Below are 17,933 nucleotides of genomic sequence, written 5' to 3'. Positions count from 1 at the left end.
CGGACGAGCCCCGTTTCCCCGTCCCGGGCGTCGTCGTTGGCCTGATCGAGTGATCGAGGCCAAAGGGGTGGGTGTGCGGCAAGAGTGGTCGCCAGAAGAGCTGTTGGCGAGCTGGACGCTGGTAGACGGCGACTGGGACCTGGTGGCGAACAAGAGTGGGACGACCCGGCTCGGCTTCAGCCTCTTGCTGAAGTTCTTCGAGTTGGAAGGCCGGTTCCCCGATGTGCTGGAAGAAGTCCCGCCGGCCGCGGTGGAGTACGTCGCCGATCTGGTGAAGGTCCCGGCCACCGACTTCGCGAAGTACGCGCTGGTCGGCCGGACTGCCGAGTACCACCGCAACCAGATCCGTGAGGCCCTGGGATTCCGGCCCTCGACGGTCGCGGACGAGAAGGCGCTGGCCGAGTGGCTGGCCGTGGAGGTCTGTCCGGTCGAGCTGGTGGAGGACCGGCAGCGTGAGGCCCTGCTGGTCGAGTGCCGGGCTCGGAAGATCGAGCCGCCGGGCCGTACCCGGGTCGAGAAGGTACTTGTCGCGGCGCGGGGCAAGTGGGAGAAGACGTTCTGTGCCCGCTCGATCGGCCGCCTGGGCCAGACAGGCACGGCCCGACTGTTGTCCCTGGTGGCCGAGGACGACGAGGAGGGGACCGCCTTGCTGGCCGCGCTCAAGCGCGACCCGGGCGCGGTGGGCCTGGACTCCCTGCTCACGGAGATCACCAAGCTCAACGACGTGCGCAAGCTCGGACTGCCCGACGGGCTGTTCACGGACTGCTCGGAGAAGCTGGTGGCCGCCTGGCGGGCGCGGGCGATCAAGATGTACCCCTCGGACTTCCGCGACACGAGCGAGGACGTACGGATCACTCTGCTCGCGGCACTGTGCTCATCCCGTCAGGCGGAGATCACCGATGCCCTGGTCGACTTGCTGGTCGCTCTGGTCCACAAGATCAACGCTCGTGCCGAGCGGCGAGTGGAGAAGCAGCTGACGGCCGAGCTGAAGAAGGTCCGTGGCAAGGAGGGCATCCTCTTCAAACTGGCCACAGCCGCCGTCGACAAGCCCGACGAGGTGGTACGCCGGGCCCTGTTCCCGGTGGTCGGGGAGAAGACGCTCCGCGAGCTGGTGGCCGAGGCGAAGGCGAACGAGAAGGTCTTCAAGGCCAAGGTCCGCACCACCCTGCGCTCCTCCTACAGCTCGTACTACCGGCAGATGCTGCCTCCGCTGCTGAACACCCTCGGTTTCAGGTGCAACAACACCGCCTACCGGCCGGTGATGGACGCGATGAAGCTGCTGAAGAAGTACGCCGATATCGACGGCAAGACCCGCTTCTACGACGCTGGCGACGAAGTGCCCATGGACGGCGTGGTGCGCAAGGACTGGCGCGAGGCGGTCGTCGACGACAAGAGCAGGGTCGAGCGCATCCCGTACGAGCTGTGCGTTCTGGTTGCGCTGCGGGACGCCGTACGGCGCCGCGAGATCTACGTCGAGGGCGCGGCCCGCTGGCGTAACCCGGAGGACGACCTGCCTGGTGACTTCGAGGCCACCCGCGCCGTGCACTACGCCGCGATCCGGCAGCCGCTGAACCCGAGGGCGTTCATCGCGGACCTGAAGAAGCGCATGACCACGCGCCTGGACCAGCTGTCCGGCGCGCTCGCCGACGGCTCGGCGGACGGGGTGAAGGTCACCACCCGCAAGGGCGAGCCGTGGATCACCGTGCCGAAGCTGGAGCCGCTGGCCGAGCCCACCGGTCTGGCGGCCCTCAAGGAGGAGGTCGCACGCAGCTGGGGTGTCCTGGACCTCCTGGACGTGCTGAAGAACGCCGACTTTCTAACCGGGTTCACCGAGGAGTTCTCCTCGGTGGCCGCGTACGAGCGTATCGAGCGTGACGTCCTCCAGCGCCGCCTGCTGCTGGCCCTTTTTGCGCTGGGTACGAACATGGGCATCCGGGCGATCGTGGCGACCGGCGAGCACGGCGAGAGCGAGGCAGCGCTGCGGCACGTGCGCCGGCACTTCATCACCGTCGACAACCTCCGCGCCGCCGTCACCAGGCTGGTGAACGCCACCTTCGCCGCCCGCGACACCGCATGGTGGGGCCGCGGCACCGCGTGCGCGTCGGACTCGAAGAAGTTCGGGTCCTGGTCCTCGAACTTCATGACCGAGTACCACGCCCGTTACGGCGGCAACGGCGTGATGATCTACTGGCACGTGGAGCGGAAGAACGTCTGCATCTACTCCCAGCTCAAGAGCTGTTCGTCGTCCGAGGTCGCCGCGATGATCGAGGGCCTGCTGCGGCACTGCACGGACGCCGAGATCGAGTCGAACTACGTCGACACCCATGGCGCGAGCGTGGTCGGGTTCGCCTTCACCGAACTGCTCAGCTTCCGCCTGCTGCCGCGGCTGAAGAACATCGGCAGCATCCGCCTGTACCGCCCGGACGACACCCCGCCCGGCTGGCCCGCGCTCGGTGCCTCGCTGACGAGGCCGATCCGCTGGGAACTGATCGAGCAGCAATACGACCAGATGGTGAAGTACGCCACGGCGCTGCGGCTGCGCACGGCGGAGGCCGAGCAGGTGCTGCGGCGCTTCACCCGCGGCGGCCCCAAACACCCTACCTACCAGGCACTCGAAGAACTCGGCCGGGCCGTGCGCACGATCTTCGCCTGCGACTACCTGGCCAGTCCCGGCCTGCGCCGCGAGATCCACGGCGGGCTCCAGGTCGTAGAGAACTGGAACAGCGCGAACACCGTGCTCCACTACGGCAAGGACGGTGCCCTGACCGGCCCGGACAAGGAGCACGCCGAAACCTCGATGCTCGCCCTGCACCTGCTCCAGTCTGCGCTCGTGCACGTCAACACCCTGCTGGTGCAGCAGGTCCTGGCCGAACCGGCATGGGCGAAGAAGCTGAGTGACGAAGACCGGCGCGGCCTGACCGCGCTGTTCTGGTCGAACGTCAACCCGTACGGCACGTTCCGCCTGGACATGGACAAGCGGCTCGACCTGGGGCTCACGGTACCCCGCCCCCGCACCCCGACGAACGCCGCCGACCGATCAAGCACGGAGACACGATGAAAGGCTTCCAGGACCTCACCGACTCTCGGATGGACGAGGCTGTGGGTCAGGCGTTCTGGACCTGTTGGGCGCGGGCGGCGACCATCGAGGCCAGCTGCTCGAACTCCCTAGACCAGCCCGAGTTGTCGGGCACCGGCTGGTATTCCAGCTCGACGAGGACGGTGCCGACGCGGAGCAGGGCGACGGCTGTCGTCTCGTCGAGGTCGATGTTGTAGTGGGTGATCGCGGCGCGCTGGTCGCCGAGCTCCGGGAGGGAGATCTCCCTCGCCTTGTTGTTGTTGGCGACGCCCGACCGGGTTTCCTCGAAACCCTTCGCGGTCAGCGCCGCGCTGGGGCAGGACCACACCGTGAATTTGGCCCAGACCGTCCTCGTGCTGGTGCCGTCGTTCCAGTTGTTCGTGTTGAAGCGCGCCTGGGCCCTTGAGCATCCGTTGTCCTCGTCCTTGCCGGCCGTGAGGGAGTCGGATCTCTCCCAGCCGGAGGGCATGCTCGTCAGGTCCGGAACGACCTGCTTGACCTCGCTGACGTTCAGGGCTCGCACGGCATGGCGGGCGCTGTCGTCCTGCGACGACTCGGGGGAGCCGTCGACCATGATCAGCCGTGTGCCCCCGTATACCGCCAGCACGACCAGGGCCAGCAGCAGAGCGGCCACCAGGGCGATGACGGCCCGCCCGCCCCGGGTGTTGTTGATGGTCAGCGGGCCAAGAGCGATGGAACTGCGCGACACCTGGCTGCCGGTGATCAGCAGGCTGCCCGTGGCGTTCGTTCCCGGTGCGGTCAGCTGCAGTTGCAGCTGACGCCGCAGTTCCGGGTCCGCCTCGATCTCCTCCTGGACCACGGACCGGGCCGTGTCCTGTGCGGCCGGGTCTTCCGGGGCCTGGTTCAGTGTGTCCAGGGCCGCGCGCCCCCGCTCCGTTGAGGCGAGCCGGGCGTGTAAGGCATCGGCGACTGCGGTTCCGGCGCTCTGGCCGACCGCGGTCGCCGCGCCGGTCGCCGTCGCGGTCATGACCGCGACGGCCATGGTCGCCAGTTCAGAAGTCTCCATGCGCTCCCCCGGTTCCAATGCACAGTGTCCTCAGGGCCCCGCGCCCGGATTTCAGTATCGCCATGCACGCGACATTCAGCGTGGCATTCGGACACTTTCCCGGGGCGTGGACCAGCCACGCCCCGCGCCCCACTTTCAAGAGGGCGGGGCTGGCTATGTTTCATAGGTGGTCGCTCATGAAACAGCCGCCCGTCCGACGGTCCACCTGCGGCGATCATGTTTCATGAGTTGTTGCAAACAACTGGACATCTGAAACACCCTCATGACAGTCCGGGGTCGTGAGCGACGACTTCAAGCGCGTGGAATCGCACGACTGTCCGATGTTCACCTGCGCCGCCCCCGCAGGGTCCCCTTGCCGGACCGGCAAGGGCAAGGTTGCCATCCAGTACCACACCGCCCGCTTCCGCCTCGTGCCCAACTCGCCAAGGCCCTGAGCGTGCCGACCCCCGCCGTACGCAAGCCGGGCTCGGCGTGGACCGAGATGCCCCGGCCCGTACGCGCCGGCGCCGAACCGGTCGGGCAGGTCCGCCTCGGATACGCCCGCGCCTCGACCGCCCGGCAGTCCCTCGACGCACAACTCGACTCCCTCGCCGAGGCCGGGGTCACCCGCGTCTTCTCGGAGAAGATCTCCACCCGTGCCACCAGGCGCCCCGAGCTAGAGGCCGCCGTGAATCTCGCCGGTGAGATCCGCTCCTCCAGCGTCGCCGTGACTCTCGTCGTCCACGAGCACAAGCGGCTCGGCCGCGGCATCGAACTGGCCATGCTCGCCGAAGAGCTGAAGGCCAGCGACGTCGGCCTGGAGTTCCTCACCGGGGAGCTGAAGGGCTCGCACGACCCCTCCGGCATCGTCTTCACCGTGCTTGCGGCCATGTCCGGCATGGAGCGCGAGTACATCCGCGACCGCACCCTCGAAGGCCACGAGTCCGCCCGCAAACGCGGCAAGACCATCGGCGGCGCGGGTGTCACCGACGACGACATGCTCTCCATGGCCCTCCACCTGCGCGATCAGGAGATGAGCCTGCGTGACATCGCCAAGCGGCTCGTCATCACCATGGGCGCGAAGAAGGGACAGCATCCCTCGCCCGCCACCGTCATGCGGATGCTCCGCGAACACGACGAGCAGGGCGCCACGGCGGTGAGCACGTGATCATCCGGCTACTTTGCGGCTGGTGCCTGGGCTAGGACTCCAGGGCCTCCTCGGGGCGGTCCTGTGCGAGGCACAGGTTGGACCACGTATGCAGGATCCAGTCGTCCCCGTTGTGGGCCTCGGCCAGGACTCGCATCACATCGACCGCTTCGCCCCCTCGGCCATGCCGCGCCAGGAGCTCCGCCAGTCGCACCGTGCCGTGGCACCGGAAGTCCTGCAAGTCGCTCGACTGCCGGTACACGGCGATCGCGCCTTCCACGTCACCGCGCTCCTCCAGTGCCTCAGCCAGACGCTGCGCGGCGTGACCGAGACGATCGGTCACCGCGTACGCGCGCAGTTCCTCGATCCGACCGTGTCTCGCCAGCAGGTCGGCCAGCTGATCCCGGTTGTTGACCGAGGTGATGTACCGGGTGCGCAGCAGGGCGATCGCTTCGTCGACGCGGCCCTGGCGTTCGCGGATCGTGGCAAGAAGCCCGATGGCGTCGTCGGGGTCGAGACCGTGGCAGCACCATGGACTGTCACAGCGGTGCTGGTCCGGGATACGGGCAGCCAGCAGCGCGGCGACGTCTTCGTCCCGGCCCGCTCCCTCGGCGATGTCGACCAGAGCGGCGGCAAGAAGCCGGTCCTCAATTCCTGCGCTCAGCCGAGTAACTGCCTCGTCCGTACGACCGTGCCGCGCCAGCAGGCGCGCGAAATACTCCAACGGGAGCCCTCCCGCGCTCGCGTACGGCAGGGCCAGCGCAATCGCTTCCTCTGCCCGCCCCCAGCTCTCCAGCAGCTCCGCCTGGGTCCGTGCTGCCGACCACCAGCCAGTGGCAACGTACGGAGAGAGCACCTCCAGCGCCTCGGCTTGCCGACCCTGGACACTGAGCAGCTGCGCCCAGGCCCGCGCGCAGAACCATTCCCCGCGACGGGCTTGGGCCTCCACCTCTTCGCTGTGGCCGATCTCAAGAAGCCGGGAGACCAGGAGTGGAGGAATACACCCGGACAAGGTCCGGGCCTGACGGTCGAGATCGGCAGCGTCCACAACAGCGCACCTTAGCCACCACGTCCGAGAGGGAACCCGCAACGCCGAGGCCGGGACAGCCATGGTGATGCTGTCAGCCCTGGCACTGCTTCAACGTCGTCGCCCTGTCCGCCGCCGTCACCGCGAGGTCGTACTTGAGGGCCACCTGCGCGAACCGTACTGCGTACGAGCACCGGATCGCCTTGTTCGGCGGCAGCCAGGACGCCGGGCCTGAGTCGCGCTTGGCGGAGTTCGCGGAGCCCGAGACCGGCAGAAGATTCAGCACATCGTTGGCCAGCTGCTGCCGCTTCTCCTTGCTCCAACGCGAGGCACCCATCTGCCAGGCGTACGACAACGGCACCACGTGGTCTATCTGTACCTCGGTGGCCTTGGCCTTCTTCCAGGCGATGTGCTTGCCGGTGTACGGGTCGTACAGGTCCATCGACACGACCACGCAGTCGGAACCCCTGCGGAACTCGACGTCCTGTCCATGAAGTTTCAGCAAGTCGTTCCGGGTGTCACAACCGTTCCTCGCCAGCGGCACCCCATCCGCCGTGTCCGTCCACGCATAGCCGAACTTGTCCCGTTCGTAGCCCGTCTTCGGCCCACGCCCCTTGACTGTGAGTTTGTCGACGAGCTTGCGCGCGTTCGCCTTGTCCGCCTCCGACGTGAGCGCGCCGAGCCCCGGCTTCGTCCCGTCGGGATTCGCCAGTGGGCTCACCGCGCGCCCGTCAGCGACGTCCGGTCCGGACCCTGCGGAACTTCCGCCCGGCTCCAGGTCATCACAGCCCGCGACGAGCGCGGCGGCAACGGCGACCGTCAGCACGGCCCTCTTCCCGCGAGTACACAGCGTCCTGTGACTCATGTGCCTCTCACTACGCACAGCCGACCACACCCTGCATACGCTGCGAGAACAGATCCATCACGGCGCGAGGCATAGAGATAATGCGCGAGTCGCACCCGTTGTGGGAGTAAGGGACGCCGCCGGGGGCCGAGTCCGTCCAGGCGTAGCCGAACTCGTCCCGGTCGTAGCCCGTCCTGGGGCCGCGTCCCTTCGTGGCCACCTTCTCGATCAGCCCGCGCGCCGTCGCCCTGTCCGCCGCCGAGGTGATCGCCGCCAGCCCCGGTTTCGTGCCGTCGGGGTTGTCCAGCGGACTCGCCGCGCGCCCGTCGTCCGCCGGCGCACCGGAGCCGGACGGGGAGCCGTCGACAGGAAGTCCGCCACCGTCGCAGCCGGTGAGCAGCAGCCCCGCACCGAGCAGCGCGGCGCGGGCCGCCAGGACGAGCCGGACGCCCTCGCGCTCGGTGACCCCGCCCCTCGAACGCATCACGTGACCCCTCCCCTTGCCCCTGCCGCTCGACCGAGCCGCCCCACGCCGGGGCACCCCGGTCCCACGGTAGCCGCCGGGAAGTCATGTCCATACCATCGCCCGGCGGGCAGCGGGTGCGCGCCGGGCGTGTCCCGGGGTGGTGAGGTGTCCCAGCCGTGCGCCTACGAGCCCAGGACCGACGTCAGGAACTCCCCGACCCACCCCAGCAACTGCCGCCCCACCAACGGCTTTCCGCCGACCTTCGCGGTCTTGGGGCGCGGCACCAGCACCTGGCGCACCGCCGGCTTGATGACGGTCCCCGGGTACAGCCGCTTGACCCGCAGTTCCTGGGACTCCCTCAACTCCACCGGAGCGAAGCGGATGCTGGTGCCCTGGAGGACGATCTCACCGACGCCGCACGCGCGGGCGAGCATGCGCAGGCCCGCCACGAGGAGGAGGTTCTCGACCGGCTCCGGAAGCTTGCCGTAGCGGTCGACGAGTTCCTCGCGCACCGATGTGATGTCCTCCTCCGTGGTGATGGAGGCGATCGCCCGGTACGCCTGCAGGCGCAGTCGCTCGCCGGGCGCGTAGTCGTGCGGGACGTGCGCGTCGACCGGGAGCTCGATCTTGACCTCGAGGGGCGGTTCCTCCTGCGCCCCGCCCTCCAGGGACGTCCGGTAGTCCGCGACCGCCTCGCCGACCATCCGCACATACAGGTCGAAGCCCACGCCCGCGATGTGGCCGGACTGCTCGCCGCCCAGCAGATTGCCCGCGCCGCGGATCTCCAGGTCCTTCATCGCGACGTACATGCCCGCGCCCATCTCCGTGTGCTGGGCGATGGTCGCCAGGCGCTCGTGGGCCGTCTCCGTGAGCGGTTTCTCCGGCGGGTACAGGAAGTACGCGTAGCCCCGCTCGCGCCCGCGGCCGACGCGGCCGCGGAGCTGGTGCAGCTGGGAGAGGCCGAAGGTGTCGCCACGCTCCACGATCAGGGTGTTCGCGTTCGAGATGTCGATGCCCGACTCCACGATCGTCGTGGAGACCAGGACGTCGTACTTCTTCTCCCAGAAGTCGACGACCACCTGCTCCAGCGTCTGCTCCGACATCTGGCCGTGGGCGGTGGCGATACGGGCCTCCGGGACGATCTCGCGCAGCCGCGCCGCGGCCCGGTCGATCGACTCCACCCGGTTGTGGATGTAGAAGACCTGGCCCTCGCGCAGCAGTTCGCGGCGGACGGCGGCGCCGATCTGCTTCTCCTCGTACGGCCCCACGAAGGTGAGCACCGGGTGCCGCTCCTCCGGCGGTGTGGTGATCGTGGACATCTCGCGGATGCCGGTCACGGCCATTTCGAGGGTCCTGGGGATCGGGGTCGCGGACATCGTCAGGACGTCCACGTTCGCGCGCAGCTTCTTCAGCTGCTCCTTGTGCTCGACGCCGAAACGCTGCTCCTCGTCCACGATGACCAGGCCCAGGTCCTTGAACTTGGTCTCCGCCGAGAACAGCCGGTGCGTGCCGATGACGACGTCGACCGAGCCGTCCCGCAGGCCCTCCAGGACCGCCTTCGCCTCCGTGTCCGTCTGGAAGCGGGACAGCGCCCGTACGTTCACCGGGAACTGTGCGTAGCGCTCGCCGAACGTGCCGAAGTGCTGCTGCACCAGCAGGGTGGTGGGGACGAGGACCGCGACCTGCTTGCCGTCCTGCACCGCCTTGAAGGCGGCCCGCACGGCGATCTCCGTCTTGCCGTAGCCCACGTCGCCGCAGATCAGGCGGTCCATCGGGACCGACTTCTCCATGTCGTCCTTGACCTCGGCGATCGTGGTGAGCTGGTCGGGCGTCTCCGCGTACGGGAACGCGTCCTCCAGTTCCCGCTGCCACGGCGTGTCCGAGCCGAAGGCGTGGCCGGGGGCCGCCATGCGGGCCGAGTACAGCCTGATGAGGTCGGCGGCGATCTCCTTGACCGCCTTCTTGGCGCGCGCCTTCGTCTTCGTCCAGTCGGCGCCGCCCAGGCGGTGCAGGGTCGGGGCCTCACCGCCGACGTACTTGGTGATCTGTTCCAGCTGGTCGGTCGGGATGTAGAGCCGGTCGCCGGGCTGGCCGCGCTTGGCCGGGGCGTACTCCACCACCAGGTACTCGCGGGTCGCTCCCTGCACCGTGCGCTGCACCATCTCGATGTAGCGGCCCACGCCGTGCTGCTCGTGCACGATGTAGTCGCCCGGCTCCAGGGTCAGCGGGTCGATCGTCTTGCGCCGGCGGGCCGGCATGCGGGTGCCGTCGCGTCCGGCCGCCTTCTGGCCGGACAGGTCGGTCTCCGTGAGGACCGCGAGTCTGAGGGCCGGGTCCACGAAGCCGTACTCGATCGAGCCGCACGCCACGTGGACCACCGACGGCGACAGCCGGCCGAGGTCGACGTCGAGCCGGGCCGCGACGCCCTCGCCGCCCAGCACCTCGACCGTGCGGGACGCCGGTCCGTGGCCCTCCGTCACGAAGACCGTGCGCCAGCCGTCGGCCAGCCAGCCCTTGGTGTCGGCGAGTGCCTTGGCGGTGTCGCCGCGGTAGGTCTCCGGGGCGCGCATACCGAGTTTGAGGGTGTCCCCGTCCACCGCGGCCAGGTCGTCGTCGGCCGCGAACGGCGACACGCACCACCACATCATGCCCAGCTCGCGCGCCCGGTCCCGGACGTCCGCGAGGGGCCACAGGGAGGCCGCGCCGACGTCGATCGGCGCGTCGCCGCCGCCCGCCGTGGCCGCCCAGGACGCCTGCAGGAACTCCTGCGACGTCGCCACCAGGTCCGCCGCGCGGGTGCGGACGCGCTCCGGGTCGCACACGACCGCCATGGCGCCCGCGGGCAGCACGTCCAGGAGCAGCTCCATGTCGTCGACGAGCACCGGCGCCAGCGACTCCATGCCCTCGACCGCGATGCCCTCGGCGATCTTGCCGAGCAGCTCGCCCAGCTCGGGGTGGCGCTCGGCGAGCGCTGCGGCCCTGCGGCGCACGTCGTCCGTGAGCAGCAGCTCGCGGCACGGCGGGGCCCACAGGCCGTGCTCGGCGACCTCCAGGGAGCGCTGGTCGGCGACCTTGAAGTAGCGGATCTCCTCGACGTCATCGCCCCAGAACTCGATGCGCAGGGGGTGTTCCTCGGTGGGCGGGAAGACGTCCAGGATGCCGCCGCGCACCGCGAACTCGCCGCGCTTCTCGACCAGCTCCACCCGGGCGTACGCCGCGGCGGCCAGGGCGTCCACGACCTCGCCGAGATCTGCCTGCCGGCCTGTGCGCAGGGCGACCGGCTCCAGGTCGCCCAGCCCCTTGACCTGGGGCTGGAGCACCGAGCGGACCGGGGCGACGACCACCGAGACGGGGCCGGTCTCCGAGTCGTCCGGGGTCGGGTGGGCGAGTCTCCTGAGCACGGCGAGGCGGCGGCCGACGGTGTCGCTGCGCGGGCTCAGGCGCTCGTGCGGGAGGGTCTCCCACGACGGGTACTCCACCACCGCGTCCGGCGGCAGCAGGGAGCGCAGCGCTGCGGCGAGGTCCTCGGCCTCGCGTCCCGTCGCGGTCACCGCCAGGACCGGCCGGTCCGCGTCGCGGGCCAGCGCGGCCACCGCGAACGGGCGCGCCGCCGGAGGGCCGACCAGGTCGACGTGCATCCGGTTGCCGTCGGTCGCGGCCTTCACCGCTTCCGCGAGTGCGGCGTCCTTGACGACGGCGTCGAGCAGACCGTGCAGGCTCATGAAGGGGCATCCCGTCCCGGGTGGGCAACACGAACACCCGGCCGCGAAAAATTCGGAGGCCGGGGCTGTCCAGCGTACGACGCCCCGCCTGCGGGTGGCGGGGCCTGTGGGCAAGGTCCGTCCTGCCGGGGGCGGAGTGACCGCCGTGGGGGTGCGCCCCCAGACCCCCTGTCGGCCTGAACGGCCTCGTCCTCGAACGCCGGACGGGCTGTACACGCCTCCGCCCGGCGTCGGGGAGTCGGTGCTCCCCGACGCCGGGCTTTCCCCCGTGTCCCCGGTACTCCCCGCCCGGGCGCCCGGCAGGCGGCCCGGGCGCCCCGGTGGTCATTCGGTCGCGATCGCGTTCAGTACGTTCATCCGGCCCGCGCGGAACGCCGGGATGAGGGCGGCGAACAGGCCCACGAACGCCGAACCGATGAAGACCGCCGTGATCGTGCCCCACGGGATCTCCAGGACCTTCAGGCCCTGCAGGGCCAGGAGCTTCTGGGCCGTCGCACCCCAGCCCATGCCCAGGCCGAGGCCCACGAGGGCGCCGAAGAGGGCGATCACCACCGACTCCAGGCGGATCATCCGGCGCAGCTGGCGGCGCGAGAGGCCGATCGCCCTCATCAGGCCGATCTCCCGTGTGCGCTCCACCACGGACAGGGCCAGGGTGTTCACCACGCCGAGGATCGCGACGATGATCGCCAGGGCGAGCAGGCCGTAGATCATGTTCAGCAGCTGGCCGATCTGGTCCTTCAGCGCCTGCTTGTAGTCGGTCTGGTCGCGGACGGTGTACTGCGGGTAGTCGTGCAGCGCCGCCTTCAGCGCCTTGTACGCCGGGGTCTGCCGCCCGTCCTCGGCGGTGGCGAAGACCAGCTGGTCGAGCGGCATCTTGTCGGCCGGCACGTACCGGGCGAGCGTCGAGATCGACGTGTACATCGCGCCCTTGTCGATGACGACGTCGTCACTGGTGATCGCGCGGACCGTCAGCTCGGCCCGGGAGCCGTCCTTGAAGGCGACGGCGATGCGGGAGCCGAGGTGGATGCCGTGGTCCTCGGCGAACTTCTCGTGGACGGACATCGAGTCGGGCTTGTAGGCGTCCGCGAGGTTCCCGGCGACCGTCTTGGTGCGCAGGTCGGTCGCGTAGGTGGGGTCGGCGGCCGTGATCCCGGTGTCCTTGAGCGTCTTGCCGTCGGGCGTGGTGAAGTCGGCCTGGGTCGACTTGTACTCCGTGACCCGTTCGAGGCCCGGTGTCGCCTTCACGGCCTGGACCGCCTGCGGTGTGACCAGCTGCCCGTTGTCGCTCTGGATGATGAAGTCCGTGCCGACGGTCTTGTCGAGCTGGTCGGTCGCGGAGGCCACCATGGAGGAGCCGACCACCGACAGGCACGCCACCAGCGCGAGACCGATCATCAGGGCGGCGCCGGTCGCGCCGGTACGGCGAGGGTTGCGCAGGGCGTTGCGCTCGGCCATCCGCCCGACCGGGCCGAAGATCCGCAGGACGACCGCGCCGAGCGCCCGGACCAGGCCGGAGGCCAGCAGCGGGCCGATGACCACGAAGCCGATGAGGGTCAGCACCACGCCCGCGCCGAGCCACAGCGAGCCCTGGGCGGCCTTGCCGGCGTTGGCGGCGAGGTAGAGGCCGCAGCCGCCTGCGGCGGTGAGGACCAGCCCCACCAGGACCCGTATCCGGCCCGCCTTCGCGTCCGCCGGGGCGCCCGCGTCGCGCAGCGCGGCCATCGGGGACACCTTGCCCGCACGGCGGGCCGGCAGATACGCGGACAGGACCGTGACGACCACGCCCAGGGCGAGCCCGACCACCGGGGTCGTCCAGGCGACCGTCAGGTCGTCGGTCGACAGATGCATGCCCATGGAGCCCATGAGCTTCATCAGCCCGACGGCGATGCCGACGCCCGCGCCGACACCGAGCACGGACCCGAACACGCCGAGCAGCAGGGCCTCGGCGAGCACCGACCGGTTGACCTGCCCGCGGGAGGAGCCGATCGCCCGCATCAGACCGATCTCCCGGGTCCGCTGGGCGACCAGCATCGAGAAGGTGTTGATGATGAGGAAGATGCCGACCAGGAAGGCGATCCCGGCGAATCCGAGCATCGCGTACTTCATGACGCTCAGGAAGCTCTCGACGTCCTTCTGGTTGGCGTCCGCGGTCTCCTTGGCGGTCTGCACCTTGTAGGCGCCGCCGAGTTCGGCCACCACGTTCTTCTTCAGCTGCACGTCGCTGACGCCCTGGCCCGCCGTGACGTTGATGTTCGTGTAGACGCCGGTGCGCCCGACGAGGGCCTCCTGGGCGGTCCTGGTGTCCAGGTAGAAGATCGCGGCACCGGGGTTGGTGACGGTGAAGGCGGCGGTCCCGGAGACCTTCGCCCGGTGCGTGCCGACCGCGCTGATCACGCCGATCTCGTCGCCGAGCTTCAGGTGGTGCTTCTTGGCGGTGTCCGCGTCGACCATGATCTGGTCCGGGCCCTCGGGCGCCGCACCGGAGCTGATCTTCATGGTGCGGGCGTCGTTGCCGTTCCAGCTGCCGACGATGGTCGGCGCGCCGCTCTTGGGGGACAGGCTGTTCTTGTCGGCGTCGACGACGGTCACGGACGTGGAGAACACCGTCCCCTCGGCCGACCGCACGCCCTGCGCCCGGCGGACCTCGCCGAGCGCCGAGGCCGGCATGACCGGCGGCCTGCCGTTGTCGGAGGTCGTCTCACCGCTGTCCGAGGCGCCCTTCGCGCTGACCGTGACGTCCGACGACGTCACCGCGAACAGCTTGTCGAACGTCGTGTTCATGGTGTCCGTGAACACCAGCGTGCCGCACACGAAGGCCACCGACAGCAGCACCGCGATCGCCGACAGGGCCATGCGTCCCTTGTGCGCGAAGAAGTTGCGCATGGAGGTCTTCAGGACGGTCATGACGTGCGCCCCCGGGCGTCGAAGTCCTTCATGCGGTCCAGGACCTGGTCCGCGGTGGGCTGGTGCATCTCGTCGACGATCCGGCCGTCGGCCAGATACAGCACACGGTCGGCGTACGAGGCGGCTACCGGGTCGTGCGTGACCATCACAATGGTCTGGCCCAGCTCGTCGACGGAGCGGCGCAGGAAGCCCAGCACCTCGGCGCCGGCCCGCGAGTCGAGGTTCCCGGTCGGCTCGTCACCGAAGATGATCTCGGGCCGGGCGGCCAGTGCCCGGGCCACGGCGACGCGCTGCTGCTGGCCGCCGGAGAGCTGGGTGGGACGGTGCTTGAGCCGGTCGGCCAGGCCCACGGTCTCCACGACCTGCTCCAGCCAGGCGCGGTCCGGCTTGCGGCCCGCTATGTCCATGGGAAGCGTGATGTTCTCGATCGCGTTCAGCGTCGGCAGCAGGTTGAACGCCTGGAAGATGAAACCGATCCGGTCCCGGCGCAGCTGCGTGAGCTTCTTGTCCTTGAGGCCGGTGATCTCGGTCTCGTCCAGGAAGATCTGGCCGCTCGTCACGGTGTCGAGTCCGGCGAGGCAGTGCATGAGCGTGGACTTGCCGGACCCCGAGGGGCCCATGATGGCGGTGAACTGGCTGCGGGCGATGTCCACGTCGACGTGGTCGAGTGCGACGACACGGGTCTCCCCCGCGCCGTACGCCTTGACGACCTGGCGCGCCCGCGCGGCAACGGCCGTACGCCCTCCAGTGCCCCCGTGCCTGGGAATGGTCACGGCCGATGTCATGGTGAGTCTCCTCATGTCGGTTCGGTGATGAAGCAGGGTGAGCGGGCTACGGCTGACGCCCCCGTGCGGCCGGACCGCAGCGACGCCCCGCTCCACGAGTCTCGGGTCCGCGAGGGGTCCGGCGCCCTGGTGCCCGGCCCCCTCTTCCGCTGGGGTAAACCCCACCCCTTCTGCTACGGCCGGCACGACCCCCGTGCGTCCCGGCCGCTCCCCAGCGGCGTAAGACCAGGTTAAGGAACGGGTCCGGTCCCTCTCGTCCTCCCCCGGGACGAACCCTCCCCGACACCTCGTACGGAGGTACCCCTAGGGGCAGTCCACCGTGGGGTGGAGCTCCTCTCGGGGTCGGCTCCACCCTTCGGCGCGGCCAGCGTCCACCCTCCCGTCGCGTCAGGGTCAAGTGCGAAACTTGCGTGCGGCGGGCACATACAGGGGAGGGCACCGGTGGGCAGCACCAGACCTGCGGTACGCAAGGCCACGCGGCACACCGGTGCCGACAGGCGCGGTGCCGTCGTCGCGGCGCTGATGCTCGCGATGGCGCTGGCGGCGCTCGACTCGACGGTCGTGTCGACCGCCGTGCCGCAGATCGTCGGCGATCTCGGCGGCTTCTCCGTCTTCTCCTGGCTGTTCTCGGGCTATCTGCTGGCGGTGACGGTGACCCTGCCCGTCTACGGCAAGCTCTCCGACACCCTGGGCCGCAAGCCGGTGCTGATCGTGGGCGCGGCCCTCTTCCTGCTCGGCTCGCTGCTGTGCGCGCTCGCCTGGAACATGGGCGCGCTGATCGCGTTCCGCATCGTGCAGGGCCTGGGCGGCGGCGCGCTCCAGGGCACGGTGCAGACGCTGGCCGCCGACCTGTATCCCCTGGAGGAGCGCCCGAAGATCCAGTCCAAGCTGTCCACCGTGTGGGCGGTGTCCGCGATCGCGGGCCCGGCGCTCGGCGGGGTGCTGGCGGCGTACGCGGACTGGCGGTGGATCTTTCTCGTCAACCTCCCGGTCGGTGCGTTCGCGCTCTGGCTGATCGTCCGTCATCTGCACGAGCCGCAGCGAGAGGCGCACGCACGTCCTCGTATCGACTGGGCGGGCGCGCTCGCGGTGTTCGCCTGCGGGGGCGTCCTGCTGACGGCGCTGGTGCAGGGCGGGGTGGCCTGGCCCTGGCTGTCGGCGCCGTCCATGGCGCTGTTCGGCCTGGGACTCGGGCTGGTCGCGGTGGTGGTGGCGGTCGAGCACCGGGCGGCGGAGCCGATCATCCCCGGGTGGGTGTGGCGGCGACGGACGATCGCCGCGGTCAACCTGGCACTCGGCGCGCTGGGACTGCTGATGGTGGCCCCGTCGGTGTTCCTGCCGACGTACGCCCAGGCGGTCCTGGGCCTCGCGCCGGTGGCCGCCGGGTTCGTGCTCTCCGTGTGGACGCTGAGCTGGCCGGTGTCGGCGGCGCTCAGCCAGCACGTGTACCGGCGCATCGGCTTCCGCTCCACCGCGATGCTGGGCATCGGCACCGCGGCGCTGATCCTGCTGGCGTTCCCGTTCCTGCCCTACCCGGGGCAGGCGTGGCAGCCGGCCCTCCTGATGCTGCTGCTCGGCGGCGCGCTGGGGCTCTTCCAGCTCCCGCTGATCGTGGGCGTGCAGTCGACGGTCGGCTGGGCGGAGCGCGGCACGACCACGGCATCCGTGCTCTTCTGCCGTCAGACCGGCCAGACCGTGGGGGCGTCGGTGTTCGGCGCGGTCGCCAACGGGGTCCTGGCGTCCCGGCTGGGCGGCGCGGGCGACCTGGACGCGGTGACGCGGGCGCTGGACCACGGCACGGCACCCGAGACGACCCGCCGGGCGATCGCGTCCGCCGTCCACGCGGTCTACCTGGGCGCGTCCTGCGCGGCGGCGCTCGCGTTCCTGGTCCTGCTGGTCGTGGCGCCGCGCCGGTTCCCCGTCCTCGAGGACTGAACCCCGCGCCGCCAACGCCCGTCACCCCTTCCCGCGGCACCGCGCGCGTCCGCCCTCGCTCCCCACCGGGGCGAGGACGGACGCGAGCGGGCCGTGGCCTACTCGGCGGCGGCCCGGCCCGTCAGCATGGCGAGGCTGCTGCGCACATGGTCCATCTGGGCCTGCACGCAGTCCCATTCCTCGCCGTGCTCCCGCAGCACCCGTTCCGTCTCGCGGGCGATCCGGTCCTCCCGCACCCGGGCCTCGGCGATCAGCTCGGCGGCACGCGCCTGGGCGTCCAGTTCGATCTGTCCGGCCGACTGCTCCGCCGCGGCGAACGCGCGCTCGGCCTCCGTCAGGGCGGCCTCCGCGCGCGCCGCCCGGTCGGCGCTCGACGCGTCGATCTCCGCGGCCCGTTCGGCCTCGGCACGCTCCTCGCTCTCCCAGAGCTCGGCGTACTCCCGCTCCTGCTCGGCGAGCAGCGCCTCGGTGCGCTGCCGCATCTCGCGCAGCGCCGCCAGCGCCTCGCCGCGCCCCTCCTTCACCTCGCGCCGCGCCGTGACCCGCAGATCGTCCGCCTCGGCCCGGGCCGCCAGCAGACGCGTACGCACCCGTTCCTCGCCCTCGCCGCGCACCTCGTCCGCATACTCCTGCGCGGTCTCCAGCAGGCGCCGCCCCTCCTCCTCCGCCTCGGCGACGAGGCGCTGCGCCTCCTCGCGCGCCCCTTCCCGTACGGCGGTGGCCTCCTCCTGCGCCAGGTCGAAGAGGCGCCGGGCGCCGTCGCCGAGGGTCTCGTAGGTCTGCGGGCCCAGCTGCGCCACCGTCTCGCGCAGCCGCGCCAGGTCGCCCTCCATCTCCTTCGCCAGCACGGTCAGCCGCGCGGCCCGCTCCCAGGCGGCGTCGCGGTCCCTCGAGAGGGCCGCGGTGTACGCATCCACCTGGTCGGGACGGTAGCCGCGCCGCACGGTCACGAAGCCGTACGACGGCTCCGGTGCGCTGCTCATCGTGGAACCCCTCTCCACCTGACCCACACGAACCAATG

Annotated in this window: 12 protein-coding genes; 4 read left to right on the top strand and 8 right to left on the bottom strand. The window is 70.4% G+C overall.

All coding sequences use genetic code 11. The annotated features are described in order from the left end of the window. The first annotated feature begins 49 nt into the window (after positions 1-49). On the top strand, positions 50-3,058 hold the full coding sequence (locus ACFYMU_RS20695) for a Tn3 family transposase (RefSeq protein ID WP_388374910.1): 3,009 nt from the start codon (positions 50-52) through the stop codon (positions 3,056-3,058). Positions 3,059-3,104: 46 nt separating this feature from the next. Here ACFYMU_RS20695 and ACFYMU_RS20690 read toward each other — a convergent pair whose 3' ends face one another. After that, a complete protein-coding gene (locus tag ACFYMU_RS20690; protein WP_388374908.1) occupies positions 3,105-4,103 on the bottom strand; it encodes a hypothetical protein in 999 nt (332 codons plus the stop codon). A 278-nt stretch (positions 4,104-4,381) separates the two neighbouring features. Between ACFYMU_RS20690 and ACFYMU_RS20685 the strand changes: the two genes are divergently transcribed. Both ACFYMU_RS20685 and ACFYMU_RS20680 read left to right on the top strand, forming a co-directional pair. Continuing rightward, positions 4,382-4,537, top strand: coding sequence for a hypothetical protein (locus ACFYMU_RS20685; RefSeq protein WP_388374905.1), 156 nt, complete (start codon positions 4,382-4,384; stop codon positions 4,535-4,537). Positions 4,538-4,539: 2 nt separating this feature from the next. Beyond that, positions 4,540-5,250, top strand: a complete 711-nt coding sequence (locus ACFYMU_RS20680; protein WP_388374903.1) for a recombinase family protein — start codon at positions 4,540-4,542, stop codon at positions 5,248-5,250. Between the two features lie 31 nt (positions 5,251-5,281). Here the strand turns inward: ACFYMU_RS20680 and ACFYMU_RS20675 are convergent, their stop codons facing one another. The 6 genes from ACFYMU_RS20675 to ACFYMU_RS20650 form a co-directional block, all read right to left on the bottom strand. Then, positions 5,282-6,277, bottom strand: a complete 996-nt coding sequence (locus ACFYMU_RS20675; protein ID WP_388374900.1) for a tetratricopeptide repeat protein — start codon at positions 6,275-6,277, stop codon at positions 5,282-5,284. A gap of 73 nt (positions 6,278-6,350) precedes the next feature. Then, positions 6,351-7,121 (bottom strand): HNH endonuclease family protein, encoded by a 771-nt coding sequence (locus ACFYMU_RS20670; protein ID WP_388374897.1) that lies wholly within the window; start codon positions 7,119-7,121, stop codon positions 6,351-6,353. Positions 7,122-7,131: 10 nt separating this feature from the next. Continuing rightward, on the bottom strand, positions 7,132-7,587 hold the full coding sequence (locus ACFYMU_RS20665; RefSeq protein WP_388374894.1) for a hypothetical protein: 456 nt from the start codon (positions 7,585-7,587) through the stop codon (positions 7,132-7,134). A 161-nt stretch (positions 7,588-7,748) separates the two neighbouring features. Next, on the bottom strand, positions 7,749-11,288 hold the full coding sequence (gene mfd / locus ACFYMU_RS20660) for a transcription-repair coupling factor (RefSeq protein ID WP_388374891.1): 3,540 nt from the start codon (positions 11,286-11,288) through the stop codon (positions 7,749-7,751). 324 nt (positions 11,289-11,612) lie between these two features. Further along, positions 11,613-14,192, bottom strand: a complete 2,580-nt coding sequence (locus ACFYMU_RS20655; RefSeq protein WP_388374889.1) for an ABC transporter permease — start codon at positions 14,190-14,192, stop codon at positions 11,613-11,615. Further along, a complete protein-coding gene (locus ACFYMU_RS20650) occupies positions 14,189-14,977 on the bottom strand; it encodes an ABC transporter ATP-binding protein (RefSeq protein ID WP_388374886.1) in 789 nt (262 codons plus the stop codon). The genes ACFYMU_RS20655 and ACFYMU_RS20650 overlap by 4 nt, the downstream gene beginning before the upstream one ends. Before the next feature lie 441 nt (positions 14,978-15,418). Here ACFYMU_RS20650 and ACFYMU_RS20645 point away from each other — a divergent pair, with 441 nt between their 5' ends. Further along, complete coding sequence (locus ACFYMU_RS20645; RefSeq protein ID WP_388374884.1) at positions 15,419-16,912, top strand: MFS transporter; 1,494 nt, start codon at positions 15,419-15,421, stop codon at positions 16,910-16,912. A gap of 98 nt (positions 16,913-17,010) precedes the next feature. Here ACFYMU_RS20645 and ACFYMU_RS20640 read toward each other — a convergent pair whose 3' ends face one another. Further along, positions 17,011-17,895, bottom strand: coding sequence for a DivIVA domain-containing protein (locus tag ACFYMU_RS20640; RefSeq protein WP_388374881.1), 885 nt, complete (start codon positions 17,893-17,895; stop codon positions 17,011-17,013). Positions 17,896-17,933 lie beyond the last annotated feature (38 nt).

Origin of the sequence: Streptomyces sp. NPDC007264 (genome assembly GCF_042869095.1) — a bacterium.
Classification (GTDB): Bacteria; Actinomycetota; Actinomycetes; order Streptomycetales; family Streptomycetaceae; genus Streptomyces.
This window is presented reverse-complemented; position numbering and strand designations above follow the sequence as displayed.

Bases quoted from the DNA above. Each gene is read 5' to 3' on its own strand.
- mfd (WP_388374891.1), bottom strand. From the start codon at position 11,288: ATGAGCCTGCACGGTCTGCTCGACGCCGTCGTCAAGGACGCCGCACTC.
- ACFYMU_RS20640 (WP_388374881.1), bottom strand. From the start codon at position 17,895: ATGAGCAGCGCACCGGAGCCGTCGTACGGCTTCGTGACCGTGCGGCGC.
- ACFYMU_RS20690 (WP_388374908.1), bottom strand. From the start codon at position 4,103: ATGGAGACTTCTGAACTGGCGACCATGGCCGTCGCGGTCATGACCGCG.
- ACFYMU_RS20670 (WP_388374897.1), bottom strand. From the start codon at position 7,121: ATGAGTCACAGGACGCTGTGTACTCGCGGGAAGAGGGCCGTGCTGACG.
- ACFYMU_RS20650 (WP_388374886.1), bottom strand. From the start codon at position 14,977: ATGACATCGGCCGTGACCATTCCCAGGCACGGGGGCACTGGAGGGCGT.
- ACFYMU_RS20655 (WP_388374889.1), bottom strand. From the start codon at position 14,192: ATGACCGTCCTGAAGACCTCCATGCGCAACTTCTTCGCGCACAAGGGA.